Below are 17,672 nucleotides of genomic sequence, written 5' to 3'. Positions count from 1 at the left end.
AAGCCAATTTAGCCCATGCCGGGCGCGTCTACAGTCAGTGAAGATCTCGTCCAGACATGGCTAATGAAACGAACGTCCCACACGCAAAACCGACCACCCTTGAGGGCTGGGTAAAGTTGCTCGATGGCGTGCGCCTGCCCGTGCCGCAGGAGGCTCACGACAAGGTGTGCCGCGCGATCCGCGACAACCGCAGCTCGCTGCGCGACATCGCCGACCTGATGCAGGACAGCCCGGCACTGGCCTTGAGTATCATCCGTGAGGCCAATCGTCACACCCTCGGCACCATGGCCGCGCCGGCGGAAAATCTCGAGGTGGCGATCAATCGTCTAGGCCTGGCGCGTACCGAAGAATTGCTCGCACGCCTGCCCGTCGAACCGCAGATGCAGATTCCCAAGGCCCTGCGCCAACTGCAGCTGATCAGCCAGCACGCCACGCAACAGGCCAACGGTTTTTTCGCCAGTCGCCTGGCGCGACTGTGGCAGGACATTCATTGGGGCAGCCTGTTGTTTCTCTCGCCTTTATGGCCGCTGGCGCTGACGTACCCAGAGTTGCTCGAAGAGTGGGAACTGCGGGTGATCCACAAGGGCGAATCGGCCCCGGTGGTCGAGCAGCAACTGTTTGGCGTGCGCCTGCTGAAGGTCGCCGAGGCGCTGGTGCAAGTCTGGCACCTGCCGATCTGGGTGCAGCAAGGCTATAAGTTGCTGCTCAGCGAACAGCGTGAACTGGTCAAAGTGCTGCGCATCGCCCGCGACAGCGAACATCCGCTGCGCCAGCAAAATCGCCTCGATGACGATCCGACCCTGCGCCGCTGGCTCAACCAGCCGGCCAACACCGTGCTGTTGGCCAACGGTCTGGCGCTGTCCGCGCAACAGGCCTGGGACAGTCCGCACAGCGAACGCTGGCAATACCTGACCAGCCTTTATCTGCAGATTCCGATGGATGAGGTGCAGCAGCAGTTGCACCAGCAAGCCGCCAACAGTGCGCGCCAGCATGCCATGCCCGATCTGTGGCACCCGGCCGTTTCATTATTATGGCCGTGGGGCACCCATCGTTTGCCGGCCGGGATGCTGCCCGCAGCCGCGCCGAGTGCCGAGGATCTGACTCAATGGCGCCGGCAATGCGCCGAATTGCTGGCCGAGCCGAGCCGCTTCACCAATGCCATGAGCCTGACCGTCGCCGCCCGCGATGCCCTGGTCGCCAGCGGCATGCGCCGGGTGATGATTCTGATGGCCGATCGCACGCAGTCCAATCTGCGCGTGCACCAGACCTTCGGCCTGCCTAAAGAAGCCGCCGCGCTGAATTTTGTCGTCAGCCAGAGCAAAGTCTTGCAACGGCTGCTCGCGCAGCAGGCGCAGGTGCGGATCAACCCCGAGAACAACGCACAATTCTCCGCGCTGCTGCCGCAAGGCCTGCGCTCGCTGTTTCGCGGCGAACACCTGTTCCTGCGCTCGCTGGTCAATAACGGCCGGGTGATCATGATCGTCGTCGCCGACCAGGGCGGCGGGCCGTTCGCCGACATCACCGTGCAGGCTTTCGGCAAAACCGCACAGTGCATCGAAAAAGCCCTGCACAGCTTTAGCAGCCGTGGCCGATGAGGCTGCGCTACAATCCCCCCCTTTGTGCTCTGGAGACCTCACATGTCTGACTTCTCTGGCTTGCCGCTCGTCATCGAGCCGAGCGACCTGCTGCCTCGGCTTGAGTCTGAAGAGCTGATTCTGGTGGATCTGACCAGCGCTGCCCGCTATACAGAAGGCCATCTCCCCGGCGCACGCTTTGTCGACCCGAAACGCACCCAGCTCGGCCAGCCGCCGGCGCCGGGGCTGCTGCCGGCCAAGGCCGATCTGGAAGCCTTGTTCGGTGAACTGGGCCATCGTCAGGACGCGGTCTACGTGGTGTATGACGACGAAGGTGGCGGCTGGGCCGGGCGTTTCATCTGGCTGCTCGACGTGATCGGCCACGACAAGTACCACTACGTCGACGGTGGTCTGCCGGCGTGGCTGGAGGCAGGCATGCCAATGTCGATCCAGGTGCCACCGGCAGTCGGCGGCCCGGTATCGTTGACACTGCTCGACGAGCCGACGGCAACGCGCGAATACCTGCAAAGCCGCCTCGGTGCTGCCGATCTGGCGATCTGGGACGCCCGTGGGCCGCTGGAGTATTCCGGCGAGAAAGTACTGGCCGCCAAGGCTGGGCACATTCCGGGCGCGGTGAACTTCGAGTGGACCGCCGGCATGGACAAGGCACGCCAGCTGCGGATTCGCACCGACATGCCGCAGATCCTCGAAGACCTGGGGATCACCAAGGACAAAGAAATCATTACCCACTGCCAGACCCATCACCGGTCGGGCTTCACTTATCTGGTGGCCAAGTCCCTCGGTTATCCGCGGGTCAAGGGCTACGCCGGTTCCTGGGGCGAATGGGGCAACCACCCCGATACGCCTGTCGAGATTCAAGGTTCTAAGGACAACTAATGAAAGAGCGTCTGTTTATCCTCAGCCAGTACCTGCTGCCTCATCACCTGCTGTCGCGCCTGGCCGGCTGCGTTGCCGAGTGCCGTGTGCGCTGGTTCAAAAATGCCTTCACCCAGTGGTTCGCCAAGCGTTATCAGGTGGACATGTCGCAAGCGCTGGTCGAAGACCTGACCGCCTACGAGCACTTCAACGCCTTCTTCACCCGCGCCCTGAAAGACGGCGCGCGCCCACTGGACGAAACCCCGGGCGCGATCCTCAGCCCGGCCGACGGCGCGGTCAGCCAGCTCGGTCCGATCGAACACGGTCGCGTGTTCCAGGCCAAGGGCCACAGCTTCAGCGTGCTGGAACTGCTCGGCGGTGACACAGCCAACGCTGCGCCGTTCATGGGCGGCGACTTCGCCACCATCTACCTGTCGCCGAAGGATTACCACCGCGTGCACATGCCGCTGGCCGGCACCCTGCGCGAGATGGTCTACATCCCGGGCCGAATCTTCTCGGTCAACCAGACCACCGCCGAAAACGTTCCGGAGCTGTTCGCCCGCAACGAGCGTGTGGCGTGCATCTTCGACACCGAGCGCGGACCGATGGCCGTGGTACTGGTCGGCGCGATGATCGTCGCGTCGATCGAAACCGTGTGGGCCGGTCTGGTCACTCCACCGAAGCGTGAACTGAAAACCTTCCGCTACGACGAAGCCGCTCGTGCGCCGATCCATCTGGAAAAAGGCGCTGAACTTGGCCGCTTCAAGCTGGGTTCGACCGCAATCGTGCTGTTCGGGCCGGATCAGGTGAAATGGGCTGAAGAACTGGTCGCCGGTTCGCCAGTGCAGATGGGTCAAGGCCTGGCGCTGCCAACAGCCTGATTCGTTTTCGATGAGAGCGGCTTCGGCCGCTCCCACCGATTGCTGTAATTGCTGCTATGGTTTTTGGCATGAGCCAGACCATTTCCCCACCGCTGCTAAGCACCCCGACTCCAACGCAGTCGCGCCTGTCGTTCTGCGAAGCCACCCCGCGCGACCTCAAACGCTGGATCGCCGGCCTGCCCAAGGCCAACATCGGCGAAACCGCCCGCCAGTTGTATCAAGGCCTGGGCGAACTCAACCTACTGCTCACCCCCAGCGATAATCGCCTGCAACTCTTGGAGCTGCTGCGTCCCGAGGTGTATTTCGTCTGCCAGCATCTGGAACGGCACTTCCTGCATCAGGCGATCATGCTCGACGATCGTTCGCGCAAGATCAGTAACCTGTGTCAGGCACTGCAAAGTCAGCTGGCCATCGGTTACAAGCAGATCGTTCTGCGCATTGCGCCCAAGTACAACAAGGATCGGGCGACGCTGGTCAGTCAGGCCCTGCAACGAGCCGCGCATGCACTCAAGGGGCAACTGCAGCGAGCCGCGCAGCTGTATAGCCCGGCACCGGAACAGCTGTGGTTCGAGCTGCATCAGTTGTACCGCTGCGCCTGCGGATTGCAGCTGCAACAGCGCCGCGTGCATGACGATCTGGCGAGCCTGACCACCGAACTGAGCCTGGAACAGACCTACATTGCCACCCTGCTGCTGGGCAGCGCTCGCTGCAACCAACTGCGCCAGAACCAGATCGCACGGCTGGCTGAAGTGCTGGAACCGTGGAGCGCCCAGCTCAAGCTGCATTTTGGCGGCACGGACGACGGCCTGTTCGCCATCAGCGCCGAACTGGACACCGGCCCGCGCTATCGCAGCATGTTTCGCAAAGAACAACAGGACGCCCTGCTCGGCTTCAATCCGCAAGCCCTGGTGAATGTCATCGAAGCGCATTTACTGCATCAGGAGACCTCGACGCCCCTGCCCGTCCCGGCAGGACTGAGCCTCGACACCTTGCAACATGTGCACGCCAGTTGGGGCCAGACCGCCGAGCGCAGTTTTCAGCGTACCCCAGGCCAAGGCAACCTGACCGTGTGCGTGGGCATGAGCGCCCTGCACTTTTATCTGGGCGGCGAGCGCACCTTCAGCGAACTGCTCAAGCACCCCGGTGCCCGTGCCGCCAACTTCAGCAGCGCCGTGGCCAAGGGCGAAAAGGACAGCTGGAGCCAGGCTTTCGACGCCGCCCCGCAAAGCAACGCGGATGAGTTTCTGCCCTACGAAGAAATCCAGTACGACCATATCGGTGAAGACGAAAGCACAACCGACCACACACCGCACTACCCGACCTATACGTTGCCGGTGATCAACCACAGTCCCGGTGGTTATTGCCTGGGCTGGCCGAGCGAGGTGCCCGCCGAGTTGCAGGCCGGGGAGATGGTCGGGATTCAGGACAGTTCGAATCAGGGCTGGAGCATTGCGGTGGTCCGCTGGATTCGTCAGGTACGCGGTGCAGGAGCACAAATGGGCATCGAGCTGGTGGCGCCGTACGCCGAACCCTGCGGTTTGCAACTGGTGCGTTCGCGGGACGATCACAGCCACTATTTGCGTGGCCTGTTACTGCCCGAGATCAGCGCCATCGACTTGCCCGCAACCTTGCTCGCACCGCGTCTGCCGTTTCAGGAAGGCCATAAAGTGTTGATCAACACCCACGGCGAAGAACACCGCGCCGGACTGGATCGACGGGTGGCGAGTACGCACAGTTTCAATCAGTTTGCCTATCGCTCGCTGGAGGCCGCGCACAATGGCGGGAGCGAGGAGGATTTCGATTCGCTGTGGAAGTCGTTATAAGCGCACGGCATTGGATTGGCGGTGTGGCCATCGCGAGCAGGCTCACTCCTACAGGGGATCTCCAATGTCCAAAGATCCAATGTGAGAGCTAGCCTGCTGGCGATGAGGCCAGTTCAGACAGCAGAATTCTTAAAGCTGCCCGTCGCGGTCGCGAAAGCCCAACAGATACAACACACCATCCAACCCCAGGGTGGAAATCGCTTGCTTGGCCGACTGTTTGACCAGCGGCTTGGCGCGGAAGGCCACACCCAGCCCGGCGATCGCCAGCATCGGCAGGTCATTCGCGCCGTCGCCAACCGCAATGGTCTGCTCCAGACGCAGGCCTTCCTTGTGCGCCAGTTCCGTCAGCAGATCAGCCTTGCGCTGGGCGTCGACAATCGGCTCGATCGCCACGCCGGTGCACTTGCCGTCGACCACTTCCAGTTCGTTGGCGAACACGTAGTCGATGCCGAGCCTGGCCTGCAACTGCTTGGCGAAGTAAGTAAAGCCGCCGGACAGGATCGCCGTCTTGTAACCCAGTCGCTTGAGTTCGGCGAACAGGGTTTCGGCGCCTTCGGTCAACCGCAGCGACGCGCCGATCGAGTCCAGCACGCTGACGTCCAGGCCCTTGAGCAACGCCAGACGCTCCTTGAAACTGGCACGGAAATCCAGTTCGCCGGCCATCGCCCGCTCGGTGATGGCCGAAACTTGCTCGCCCACACCGGCCGCTTTGGCCAGCTCATCGATGACTTCGGCTTCGATCAGCGTCGAGTCCATGTCAAACACCGCCAGACGCCGGTTGCGGCGGAACAGCGAATCTTCCTGAAAGGCGATATCGACGTTCAGCTCTTGGGCGACGCTGAGGAATTCAGCGCGCAGGGCCTGCGGATCAGCCGCTTCGCCACGCACGGAGAACTCGATGCAGCCCTTGCCCTTGTCCTCTGGCGTGTCCAGCGGCATGCGCCCCGACAGACGGTCGATATGGTCGATGTTCAAGCCATATTTGGCGGTGATCGAGCTGACCGCCTGCAATTGGCCGGCGGTCACTTTGCGGGTCAACAGGGTGACGATGTGGCGTTTCTTGCCCTGATTGCCCACCCATTGCTGGTAATCCTCTTCGGACACCGGGGTGAAGCGCACCTGCTGATCGAGCTCGTAGCCCTTGAACAGGATGTCCTTGAGCACGGCTTTGCCTTGCTCGGAATCGGGAATCTCGACCAGGATGCCGAACGACAGGGTGTCGTGGATCACCGCCTGACCGATGTCCAGGATGTTCACACCACCCTGGGCCAGAACGCCGGTAATGGCCGCAGTCAGACCCGGACGGTCGACTCCCGTGATGTTAATCAGGACGATTTCGCGCAACGCGCACCCCCGCAACTGGAAAAAAACCGCATTCTACCCACTTTCAGTGACCATCGGGCACCGCGAGCGCTTTGCCGGTCTAGGGCCTGTCGCTATACTGCGCGTCAACTTCACGGACAAAAGAGCCGAGCTCAGTGAACCGGCCCACGCCAGTTAAAACCGATAACTTCTTCCTGCTGATCTTCCGTGCACTGCGTCATCGCCGTGTACCGATTGCATTGCGCATTGCCAGCCATAACGTGATCCTGGTCGCTCTGGCCCTGGTGATCTATGCCGGGGTGATGGGCTTGCAGTTCAAGCAGGCCATGCACGAGCAGGCCGATGCGCTGGGCGAAAGCCTGACCACGCAGACCGCCACCTCCGCCACTGAACTGTTGGTGTCCAACGACATCCTCAGTCTCAACGTGCTGCTCAACAACCTGACCAAAAACAAACTGGTGGCCCACGCGGCTATCTATAGCGTGGACAACCGCATCCTCGCCGAATCCGGTCAGCGCCCCAAGCACAGCCTGCTGGGCGAAGCCGAGGGCATGTACGAGAGCAAGATCACCTTCCAGGACGTGACGGCCGGGCAATTGCGCATCAGCCTGGACATGGATCAGTTCCAGCAGCCGATGACCATCAGCCTGCAGAGCATGGGTATTCTCAGCGCAATCCTGCTGGCGCTGTCACTGGCCTTGAGCCTGCGCATGGGCCGCTACCTGTCCACGCCGCTCCTGCAATTGCGCGTATGGCTGCGCAATATCGACGAATACACCCCGGGCACCGACCGTCAGGACGAGATCGGCGATCTGGCGCGCCAGCTGCACGCCAACTTCGCTCCGGAGCCTGCGCCAAAGCCTGAGCCTGAGCCGGAACCCGAGTTCGAAGAAGAGGATGAGCCGGAGTTCGAAGTGCGCAATCTGCGTGACCCGAGCTTTGACGAAACCCGCCCGCTGGCCGCGCAAAAGCCGGCGCCGCGCCACGTGGTCAGCACTGTCGAAGACGATGAAGACGACGACGCGTTTGCCGACCTGCGCGACGAATCGCTGGATGAAGCGCCACAACCGGTCGTACGCAAGGCCACGCCGAGCGTGCCGCAACACAGTGCGGTGCTTGCCGTGCAACTGGGCTCGCAGGAGCAACTGCGTCGCCTGCCGCGTGCGCGTCTGGAAGAGTTGCTGGAACGTTATCGCGATTGCCTCGATCAGGCAGCCTCGCTGTATCAGGGCGAAATCGAAACCCTGAACGACGGCAGCACGCTGATGCTGTTCCACACCGAAGACAGTGGCGACGACTACCTGACCAACGCGATCTGCTGCGGCGAGTTGCTGCGGGCGCTGGGTCATCAGTTGCAGATCGAAGTCGCCGACAGCGGCATCACCCTGCAATTGCAGCTGGGCCTGACCCTGGGCGATGAGCTGTTCGGTCTGAGCCAGATCGACCTGCTGCTGACCGATTCGGCTCAGGATGCCCTGGCCCTGTCGCAGCACAGCCGCAACCTGCTGCTGGTCGAGCGCAAGATCGGTGACGACTCGCTGATTCGCCAGCGTGCACGGATCCGCCCGATCGCCAGCCCTGAAGGGGCTTGCTGTGTGGAGCGCTTGATGGAGCCGTATCCATCGATGCTCGAACGGCAACTGGCGCGGATGCATGAGCGCCGGGCGTAAGCCTTAGACCTGAAACACAGAAGCCCGCAGACGAGTGATTGTCTGCGGGCTTTTTTGTTGCCTGTACCGGCCCCTTCGCGAGCAAGCCCGCTCCCACACTTCAGCGCCCACATTCCCTGTGGGAGATTCTATGGTTCATGCCTAGCCCCTAAACGGCTTTAGGTGAGTATTCGCTCTGGTTTTTCAACAGAGCAAATACCACCCGGGCAAGCTTGCGGGCTAGTGCGACCAGTGCTTGGGTAGTGCTCAATCCGCGCTCTCTTAAAGCCTCATAAAACCCTTTCCACGCCGAGGTCCGGCTCGCCGCCATTGCAGCGTTGTGCAGCAATCGACGTGCCTCTGAGTCGCCTCGTTTGGTCAGGCAGCGACGGCCTTTCTTTTTGCCTGAGTCCGATATGCGCAGATCCAGGCCTAGAAAGGCGATGAAAGCGTCGGCATTCCTGAAGTCCCCACGCTGAAAGGATGCGAGCAAGCGGGCGCCGGTCAACGTACCGATGCCTTCTACCTTCATGCAACGCTTGAGCTGAGCGCCTAAACCGGCTTCGTCTATCTGCGCCAGGATCGTTTTCTCCAGCAGGATTTCCAGTCTTTGCATGGCGTTTATCTGATTTTTGAAAGCGGTTTTGAGCAATGGCTCATTCTCCCAGCTCTGCTTGAGGCTGACACGAGCCTGGACCAGAGCCGCACGACGCCGGAAAAGACTGATGAGCCGGCAATACAAGGGCGACGGCGGTGTCCAAGGGCGTAAGTGGTCCCCTTCGTTTGTCAGATAACGGGCCAGTAATCGGGCATCCAGCGCATCAGTTTTGGCGCGAACGTTCACACCTTTGCGGTAATGGCTGAGCTCATAACCGCCAACCATATAGATCACGCAACCATCGGCATACGCCAGATCAGCAAATTCCTGGTGATAGATATTGGTGGCTTCGATGGCGATTGCCACTGGCTTGGCAGCGGTTTTGAGCCATTTCTTGATCGCCGCTTTGGTATTGGAGATTGTCTCGAGCTGATCTGATTCGGCGTGATAAATCACCAGTTCGTCCTTGGCGACATCAACCCCGATAATCGACTGAGTGGTAACGACGGGCATTGCCATGAGAAATCCTCCGGGCTAAGGTTTGAACGCTTGAAGGGTTCACCCAGAGGCGCAGGCTTGTTCCTATCGTCGGTCTAGGCCAGATGCATTCTTTATCGGCGCTTGGGTGAAAGGAGGAGGGGTGAAATCTCCCACGGTCTGTACTGCGCTAACAGTCAGAATCGAGCCTTGTCCCTCCTCCTCCCTTCAAGTCCTACCATACAAGCGAGCCTGCTCGCGAAGAGGCCAGCCCACACAATGCGGATCTTCAACTGCTGCATCGGTTGTACGACGCTCATCACTTCCCCGTGGGAGCGAGCCTGCTCGCGAAGAGGCCAGCCCACACAATGCGGATCTTCAACTGCTGCATCGGTTGTGCGACGCTCATCACTTCCCCGTGGGAGCGGGCTTGCTCGCGAAGAGGCCAGCTGTCATACCGTAGATCTCCAGCCCCCAGACACAACAAAGCCCGCACAAGGCGGGCTTTGTTTTGACTCAAATCAGACTCAGAAGCGGAACACTTCCATGTCGGTGCGAATCGGCGAAGCCATCGGGATCTTCGGCTGCTTCCCGGATTCCGCTGCCGGCGCTGCCGGTTTTGGCGCCGCTTTACGCGGTGCTTCGGCTACCGGAGGCTGGTTGGCCAATGGTTTAAGCGCCACCGACAGTTGCTCGGCCAGACGTTGCAGCAGAATGCCTTGTGCCTGAACCTGCGAAGCCGTCGTGCCAGCGTGCAGCTCTTGCAGATGGACGATGCGGTTATCGCGCACCTGACCACGGCGGTCGATCAGGCGCCATTGCGCATCGAGAATCGCCGGTTGCTTCTCACCGGAGTCCAGACGCGTGATGGTCAGCAATACCTGCACATCCGGGGTAAACCCCAAGGTGGCCGGCGCCAATACCACACGCTGGCTGTCGAGATGACCGGCAACCTGACGCATTAGCAATTGATCAATATCCGACGAAAGGCTGCCCGCCCAGCGACCGTCGGTCGAGGCTTGCAGGCTGCCGTCCGGTTGACGTTGCAGCAGGGTTTCACGTTGCAGGTAATCAGCGATGACTACCGGGCCCAACAAAACCGCCATACCTGTGCTTTGCGCAGGCTGAGCCGGACTTCCGCTGTCCAGCTGATACAGCGACACCGGCTGGTGAACGCTGCAACCCGCCAGGCCAAGAACGCCGGCGAGCAGGAAAATAAGGGGGCGCAGAGAAGTCATCATCCCGTCCAGGTGGCCGCCACAAGGCTGACCACAGTGAAAATACTCAATAAATATGAAGAACGCTCGGCCACGCCGGCGCTTGGAAAGGCCATATCATCCGTGAATATGCGTTCCGACTCCAGCGCCAAAGCGTCGATCTACGCGTTAAATCGTAGATCGACGCCTCTAGATGGGCGTTTTCGCCTAATTGAGGTTTTCGACGAGCAGCGCATCGACCCGCTGGAAGCCACGTGGAAGCTTGTTACCACGCCGTCCGCGCTCACCTTTGTAGTGTTCGAGGTCTTCAGCTTTCAGTTTATATGGACGTTTGCCTGCCTGCAGGATCAACGTAGCCCCCGCGGGGATAACAGCGATGTCCGTGACAAACTCTTCACGGCTGGCGACACGGTCACCCGGGACACCGATGATCTTGTTGCCCTTGCCCTTCGCCAACTGCGGCAAATCGCTGATATTGAAGACCAGCATCCGCCCCTCGCTTGTCACGGCGGCAAGCAAGTCATTCTCGCGATCAGTCACCGGACGCGGCGTGATGACCTTGGCGTTGTTCGGCAGGCTCAACAGGGCTTTACCAGCCTTGTTCTTGGCTTGCAGGTCTTCGCCTTTGACCACGAAGCCGTAACCGGCATCGGAGGCGATCACGTATAGCGCATCGTCTTCCGGCATCAGCACGCATTCGAACGTGGCACCCGGTGGCGGCGTCAGACGGCCGGTCAACGGCTCGCCCTGGCCCCGGGCCGACGGCAACGTGTGCGCGGCGACCGAGTAGCTGCGACCCGTGGAGTCAATCACCACGGCAGACTGATTGGAACGCCCCGCCGCCGAGGTCTTGAAGCCGTCGCCAGCCTTGTACGACAGGCCGGTAGCGTCGATCTCGTGGCCCTTGGCCGAACGGATCCAGCCTTTTTCCGACAGTACGACGGTGACTTTCTCGTTCGGCAGCAGATCGTGTTCGGTCAGCGCTTTGGCCTCAGCGCGCTCGACGATTGGCGAGCGACGGTCATCGCCATAGGTTTCAGCGTCTTTCAACAGCTCGGTGCGCACCAGCTTCTTCAGCTTGGCTTCGCTGCCCAACAGCGCTTGCAGCTTGGCTTGTTCCTTGAGCAGTTCATCCTGCTCGTCGCGCAGCTTCATCTCTTCCAGTCGCGCCAACTGACGCAGACGGGTGTCGAGGATGTAGTCGGCCTGGATCTCGCTGAGGGCGAAACGCTCGATCAGCTTGGCTTTCGGGTGCTCTTCGGTACGGATGATGTGGATCACTTCATCCAGGTTGAGATAAGCGATCAGCAAACCGTCCAACAGGTGCAGGCGGCGCTCGACCTTGTCGAGGCGGAATTGCAGGCGGCGACGCACGGTCAGCACGCGGAACTCCAGCCATTCGACCAGCAACGCACGCAGGTTTTTCAGTTGCGGCTTGCCGTCCAGACCGATGATGTTGACGTTGACCCGGTAGGTCGACTCCAGTTCGGTGCTGGCGAACAGGTGCTGCATCAGCGCTTCGTGATCGACGCGGCTGTTGACCGGAATGATCACGATGCGGCACGGGTTTTCGTGGTCGGATTCGTCACGCAGATCGGCGATCTGCGGCGCTTTCGACGGTTTGGCCTGCATCAGCGCAGCAATCTGCTCCAGCACCTTGGCCCCGGAAACCTGATGCGGCAGCGCAGTGACGATGATGTCGCCGTCCTCGACGTGGTACACAGCGCGCATGCGCACCGAGCCCTTGCCGGTTTCGTAAATTTTCAGCAGGTCGGCGCGCGGGGTGATGATTTCCGCTTCGGTCGGATAGTCCGGGCCTTGAATGTGTTCGCAGAGCTGCTCGACCGTGGCTTTCGGCTCATCGAGCAGGCGCACGCAGGCAGTGGCGACTTCGCGCAGGTTGTGCGGCGGTACGTCGGTGGCCATGCCCACGGCGATACCGGTGGTGCCGTTGAGCAGGATATTCGGCAAACGTGCCGGCAGCACCAGCGGTTCCTGCAGGGTGCCGTCGAAGTTCGGGCCCCAGTCGGCAGTACCCTGACCCAGTTCGCTGAGCAGCACTTCGGAATAACGCGACAGCCGCGCTTCGGTGTAACGCATGGCGGCGAAAGACTTCGGATCGTCCGGCGCACCCCAGTTGCCCTGGCCGTCGACCAGCGTGTAGCGATAGCTGAACGGCTGGGCCATCAGCACCATCGCTTCGTAGCACGCCGAGTCACCGTGCGGGTGGAACTTGCCGAGCACGTCACCGACGGTACGCGCCGATTTCTTGTGCTTGGAATCGGCGTCCAGCCCCAGCTCGCTCATGGCGTAGACGATACGCCGCTGTACGGGTTTCAAGCCGTCGCCGATATGCGGCAAAGCACGGTCCATGATCACGTACATGGAGTAGTTGAGGTAGGCATTTTCGGTGAAGTCAGCCAGCGAGCGGCGTTCTACACCGTCCAGGCTGAGATCAAGGGAGTCGCTCATGCGGGCCTCATCGGTTCGTTGTCTGGCGCAGCAGCATGGTGCCACCGCGCTGGGTAAATTCAAGTTTATTCAGGGCGCTCATGCCGAGCAGCACCTGATCGCCATGCAGCCCCGGCGCGACCAATGCGCGGACGTCCCGCAGCACAATGTCGCCCAGTTGCAGGCGGTCGATCTTTGTCCGGTAGCCCTGGCTCAGGCCGTTGGCCGTGCTCAGGGTCACACCGAAACCTTCTTCCAGTTTCAAGCGCTGGGCCAGATCCGCCGGGATCGCCACATCGGTGGCACCGGTGTCGAGCATGAACTCCACCGGCTCACCGTTGATCTGGCCGCTGGCGACAAAATGCCCTTGGGCATTGCCGGCCAGCTTCACTTCGATAAATCCTTCGCCCTGCTCCGAACTGACCACCACGTTCGGATTCTGCTGGCGTTGCTCCCACTGGCCGAAAAACCGTGTGGCCAGAAACAGCGCTGCGCACCAGGCCAAAATCATAAAAATCCGCCCGGCGCGCTTGCCCGGTGGTTGTTCACTCATGCTCATTGACTCCAGCCACCCTCAGGCGCTGCAAAGCGCCACACAATTGGGCGAGACTCGCCATCGGCACGGGTTGCAAAATTGTTGTCGACGCCAATCCACGCGCCTTGCGCGTCGATCAGCAACGCCTCGGTCAATCCGTGTTCGGAGGCATATTGACGATTCGGAACCAGTGCATCCGCAGCGAATGACCAGCAGCGCTCCTGTTTACCCGTCAACATTTCATGTCGACAGATTTTGAAAGCGTTGCGATCCAGCAGAAACAGCTTGTCATTGAATAGAGCAATATCCGAAAAATCCCGCTCTACCGGTTTGGAACCTGGAAATTGTGGTGGCTGCGGCGCCAGCCCTCCCTCGGTCATCACCACACAATCGGAAGCGCAATACCATGTGTAATAAATGGGCGTAATACGCCGCTCGATTTTTACCAACCCTCTTTTTTGCCGCTCAGCAGCCAGCCAGATTTCAGTGCTCGCAACACCCGTAATCACCAATCCTTCAAACAGCGCATTGGCGTGCGCCAACAACCCGGCTTCCCTCGCCTTCGTCAACATCCTCGGCGAGATGGTCAGCCAGACCAAGGCTCCATTTGTTGAGACCTTGAGAATGGCTGAATACGTTTCACTGAGAACGTAAAGATTCCGGGCAGCGTCGCAGGTGATCCCTTCAAAGTCCAACGCACCGTTTCCCGCAAGCGACCTGAAAAAGCTCTGGGTTTTCATGGCCAAGGTCCGACCGGGATCTTCAGGCACCGGTGGAACATTAATCAAAACAGCCTCGGCCTTCCACACCTTGCCTTGCGTATCGAGCCTGTAGATCCGATCATCATCTCGATCCGACACCGTCCACAACTGCTCGCCACACTTGGCCAGCCCGGACAGATTACCTCCGCGCATCCCATCAACCGGATGCTCTGAAAGCATCCGCAGCTCAGGGTCGGCGGCCAATCCCTGTGCACTCCAGACAAGCAAAAACCCCGCAATAAAGAGGTTGAGTTTCATCATTGAATCTCCCGCAGTCGGCGTTTCAAGTTTCCCCGAGCCTTGCACGACATGTCGGAATTCAACGACCACACAACTCTCTCGACAGCATTGCTTCAGAGCTTCATTGCCTGCTCACCATGGCTCGGACCTCAACCACCGGCCAGCACACATCATCCAGCGCGCCTCATCAATGGCACGCTGTTCATAACCAGCCCGATTGAGCCACCTCAGACGTGCTCAACAATAACCGGGCGATCGTTCCCAATTGAAGTATTGCAGCAGTTTCCTGATCTGCTCGCAGATCGGCGAAAACCCTTGCGCAATACTCCGACACAGCACGGCTAAGGCTGGGCGCTCCAGCCACCATCAGGTGCGGCGAAGCGCCAGACAATCGGGCGTTTCTCGCCGTCAGCGCGGGCACCATCATTGTTGTCGAGGCCGATCCAGGCGCCGTCGGCGTCCACCACCAGCGCTTCCGCCAAACCGAAGGCCTGTGAATAACGTCGCTGCGGCTGCAAGGCCTCCTCGGCGAACGACCAACAACGTTCGACTTTGGCCGTCACCGCATCGCGGCGGCAGATCTGGTACGCGTTACGCTCCAGCGTGAACAGCTTGCCGTTGAACAACGCCAGATCGGCGAAGTCGCGCGTCACCACCCGGGCATTGGGAAACTGCGGCGGCTGCATCTCGACCCCGTCTTCGCTGAACAGCACACAGCCGCCGTCGCAATCCCAGACCGTTTGCTGGCGCTTGATCTTCAGCAGGCCACGGCGCTCGCGCTCGGCAGCCAGCCATATTTCATCGCCCGCCGGGTTGACCGTCAGGCCTTCGAACAAGGCGTTGAAGTGCAGCAACATGCCACTGGCTCGTGCTTCACGGACCAGCATCGGCGAGATTTTCAGCCACGACGCCGTGCCTTGCGGCGATACCTGCAATACGGCTGCATGGGCTTCGCTGACGATGTAGCGATTGCCCGCGTTGTCGCACGTGATGCCTTCGAAATCCAGATCACCGCCACGCACGAACTGCGCTGCCCACGTCCGCACGCGCAAGCCCCAAGGCAATCCGCTGTCTGGCAATGACGGCACGTCGACACGCACCGTTTCGGCCTGCCAGACCTGATCACGGGTGTCGAGACGATAGATCTGGTCATCGTCACGGTCAGAGACCGTCCACAGATCTTTACCGCACATCGCCAGCCCCGACAGGTTGCCGCCGCGCATGCCGTCAACCGGATGTTCGGACAGTAACTTCAACTCTGGTGCAGGCTCCGCCGACACCGTCATCGCACTCAGTAGCAACGCACTCGCCAATACCCAGCCAAACCGCATCAGGCCAGCACCTCGGCCAGGTTGCCCTTGGATTCGAGCCAGGTCTTGCGGTCACCGGCGCGTTTCTTCGCCAGCAGCATGTCCATCATTTCCGAGGTTTCGGCAAAATCTTCGCCCAGCGTCAGTTGCACCAGACGACGGGTATTCGGGTCCATGGTGGTCTCACGCAGCTGTGGCGGGTTCATTTCGCCCAGGCCTTTGAATCGGGTGACCTGTGGTTTGCCACGCTTCTTCTCGGCCACCAGACGGTCGAGAATACCGTCGCGCTCGGCTTCGTCGAGGGCGTAGTAGATCTCTTTGCCGAGATCGATGCGGTACAGCGGCGGCATCGCCACGTAGACGTGACCGGCGTCCACCAGCGGGCGGAAATGCTGGACGAACAACGCGCACAGCAGCGTGGCGATGTGCAGACCGTCGGAGTCGGCGTCGGCGAGGATGCAGATTTTGCCGTAGCGCAGCTGGCTCATGTCTGCCGCACCCGGATCAACCCCGATGGCCACGGCGATGTTGTGCACTTCCTGGCTGGCGAGCACTTCGCTGCCGTCGACTTCCCAGGTGTTGAGGATCTTGCCGCGCAAGGGCAGGATCGCCTGGAATTCCTTGTCCCGCGCTTGCTTGGCGGAACCACCGGCGGAATCACCTTCGACCAGGAACAGCTCCGAACGCATCGGGTCCTGACCCGCGCAGTCAGCCAGTTTGCCCGGCAGCGCAGGGCCTTGGGTGACGCGCTTGCGCTCGACTTTCTTGCTCGCCTTGAGGCGGCGACCGGCGTTGTTGATCGCCAGTTCGGCCAGCGCCAGACCGGTTTCCGGGTTGGCGTTGAGCCACAGGCTGAATGCATCTTTCACGACGCCGGAAACGAATGCCGCCGCTTCACGGGACGACAGACGCTCTTTGGTCTGGCCGGAGAATTGCGGCTCCTGCATTTTCATCGACAGCACGAAAGCGATGCGCTCCCAGACGTCTTCCGGCGCCAGCTTCACGCCGCGCGGCAGCAGGCTGCGGAATTCGCAGAACTCGCGCATCGCATCGAGCAGGCCCTGACGCAAACCATTGACGTGGGTACCGCCCTGCTGCGTCGGGATCAGGTTGACGTAGCTTTCCTGCACCGCGTCGCCACCTTCCGGCAGCCACAGCAGCGCCCAGTCGACCGCTTCTTTATTGCCGGCCAGGCTGCCGCAGAACGGCTCGTCCGGCAGGCGTTCGAATTCGCTGACCGCGTCCACCAGATAGGAGCGCAGGCCGTCTTCGTAATGCCACTCGACTTTCTCGCCGGTACCTTTGTCTTCGAAGCTGACCAGCAGCCCCGGGCACAGCACAGCCTTGGCCTTGAGCACGTGCTTGAGGCGGCTGATGGAGAATTTCGGTGAGTCGAAGTATTTCGGGTCCGGCGCGAAGTACACGCTGGTACCGGTGTTGCGCTTGCCGACGGTACCGACGATTTCCAGCTCGGTGGCCTTGAAGCCATCGTTGAAGGTCATCTGGTATTCGTTGCCGTCACGTTTTACACGCACCCGGACTTCGGTCGACAAGGCGTTGACCACAGAAATACCCACCCCGTGCAGACCGCCGGAGAACTGGTAGTTCTTGTTGGAAAACTTGCCGCCCGCATGCAGTTTGGTGAGGATCAGCTCGACACCCGACACGCCCTCTTCCGGGTGAATGTCGACCGGCATGCCGCGACCGTCGTCGCTGACTTCCAGCGAGTGATCGGCGTGCAGGATCACCTGCACCGATTTGGCGTGGCCGGCCAGGGCTTCGTCGACACTGTTGTCGATGACTTCCTGGGCCAGGTGGTTCGGCCGACTGGTGTCGGTGTACATGCCGGGGCGTTTACGCACCGGGTCGAGGCCCGAGAGGACTTCGATGGCGTCGGCGTTATAAGAGCTAGCGCTGGGAGTGGCCATAGGGTCTCGTCGTCAGTGATTCAATGAAA

General features: G+C 60.8%; 13 protein-coding genes. 5 read left to right on the top strand and 8 right to left on the bottom strand.

Going from position 1 to position 17,672, the window contains the following annotated elements; translation table 11 throughout:
- The first annotated feature begins 56 nt into the window (after nt 1-56).
- The 4 genes from QMK55_RS16090 (at nt 57) to QMK55_RS16075 (ending at nt 5,154) form a co-directional block, all read left to right on the top strand.
- The gene (locus QMK55_RS16090) at nt 57-1,595 is read left to right on the top strand and encodes an HDOD domain-containing protein (RefSeq protein ID WP_320329543.1); all 1,539 of its coding nucleotides are present in this window, start codon (nt 57-59) and stop codon (nt 1,593-1,595) included.
- A gap of 42 nt (nt 1,596-1,637) precedes the next feature.
- Nucleotides 1,638-2,471, top strand: a complete 834-nt coding sequence (gene rhdA, locus QMK55_RS16085) for a thiosulfate sulfurtransferase (protein WP_102358163.1) — start codon at nt 1,638-1,640, stop codon at nt 2,469-2,471.
- Nucleotides 2,471-3,331, top strand: coding sequence for an archaetidylserine decarboxylase (asd, locus tag QMK55_RS16080; protein WP_102358162.1), 861 nt, complete (start codon nt 2,471-2,473; stop codon nt 3,329-3,331). Before rhdA ends, asd begins: the two co-directional genes overlap by 1 nt.
- A gap of 68 nt (nt 3,332-3,399) precedes the next feature.
- A complete protein-coding gene (locus tag QMK55_RS16075) occupies nt 3,400-5,154 on the top strand; it encodes a molecular chaperone (RefSeq protein WP_320329542.1) in 1,755 nt (584 codons plus the stop codon).
- 129 nt (nt 5,155-5,283) lie between these two features.
- On the opposite strand, the gene serB is transcribed toward QMK55_RS16075, so the two are convergent.
- A complete protein-coding gene (serB, locus tag QMK55_RS16070; protein WP_102358159.1) occupies nt 5,284-6,498 on the bottom strand; it encodes a phosphoserine phosphatase SerB in 1,215 nt (404 codons plus the stop codon).
- A 134-nt stretch (nt 6,499-6,632) separates the two neighbouring features.
- Here serB and QMK55_RS16065 point away from each other — a divergent pair, with 134 nt between their 5' ends.
- Nucleotides 6,633-8,147: an AhpA/YtjB family protein gene (locus QMK55_RS16065; RefSeq protein ID WP_102358158.1), complete on the top strand. Its 1,515-nt coding sequence runs from the start codon at nt 6,633-6,635 to the stop codon at nt 8,145-8,147.
- Nucleotides 8,148-8,295: 148 nt separating this feature from the next.
- Here QMK55_RS16065 and QMK55_RS16060 read toward each other — a convergent pair whose 3' ends face one another.
- From QMK55_RS16060 to parE, 7 genes are all read right to left on the bottom strand, one after another.
- Nucleotides 8,296-9,243, bottom strand: a complete 948-nt coding sequence (locus tag QMK55_RS16060) for an IS110 family transposase (RefSeq protein WP_102359176.1) — start codon at nt 9,241-9,243, stop codon at nt 8,296-8,298.
- Between the two features lie 485 nt (nt 9,244-9,728).
- Complete coding sequence (locus QMK55_RS16055; protein WP_102355533.1) at nt 9,729-10,439, bottom strand: membrane integrity-associated transporter subunit PqiC; 711 nt, start codon at nt 10,437-10,439, stop codon at nt 9,729-9,731.
- A 186-nt stretch (nt 10,440-10,625) separates the two neighbouring features.
- Complete coding sequence (gene parC, locus QMK55_RS16050; RefSeq protein ID WP_102355534.1) at nt 10,626-12,890, bottom strand: DNA topoisomerase IV subunit A; 2,265 nt, start codon at nt 12,888-12,890, stop codon at nt 10,626-10,628.
- 7 nt (nt 12,891-12,897) lie between these two features.
- Nucleotides 12,898-13,422, bottom strand: a complete 525-nt coding sequence (locus QMK55_RS16045) for a TIGR02281 family clan AA aspartic protease (protein WP_102355535.1) — start codon at nt 13,420-13,422, stop codon at nt 12,898-12,900.
- Between the two features lie 2 nt (nt 13,423-13,424).
- Nucleotides 13,425-14,423, bottom strand: coding sequence for an esterase-like activity of phytase family protein (locus QMK55_RS16040; RefSeq protein WP_178082117.1), 999 nt, complete (start codon nt 14,421-14,423; stop codon nt 13,425-13,427).
- A 323-nt stretch (nt 14,424-14,746) separates the two neighbouring features.
- Entirely contained in the window at nt 14,747-15,736 is a 990-nt protein-coding gene (locus QMK55_RS16035; protein ID WP_102355537.1) for an esterase-like activity of phytase family protein, read from the bottom strand.
- A complete protein-coding gene (parE, locus tag QMK55_RS16030; RefSeq protein WP_320329541.1) occupies nt 15,736-17,643 on the bottom strand; it encodes a DNA topoisomerase IV subunit B in 1,908 nt (635 codons plus the stop codon). The genes QMK55_RS16035 and parE overlap by 1 nt, the downstream gene beginning before the upstream one ends.
- Between the last annotated feature and the right edge of the window lie 29 nt (nt 17,644-17,672).

It is taken from the genome of Pseudomonas sp. P8_229, assembly GCF_034008635.1.
Taxonomy (GTDB): Bacteria; Pseudomonadota; Gammaproteobacteria; order Pseudomonadales; family Pseudomonadaceae; genus Aquipseudomonas.
This window is presented reverse-complemented; position numbering and strand designations above follow the sequence as displayed.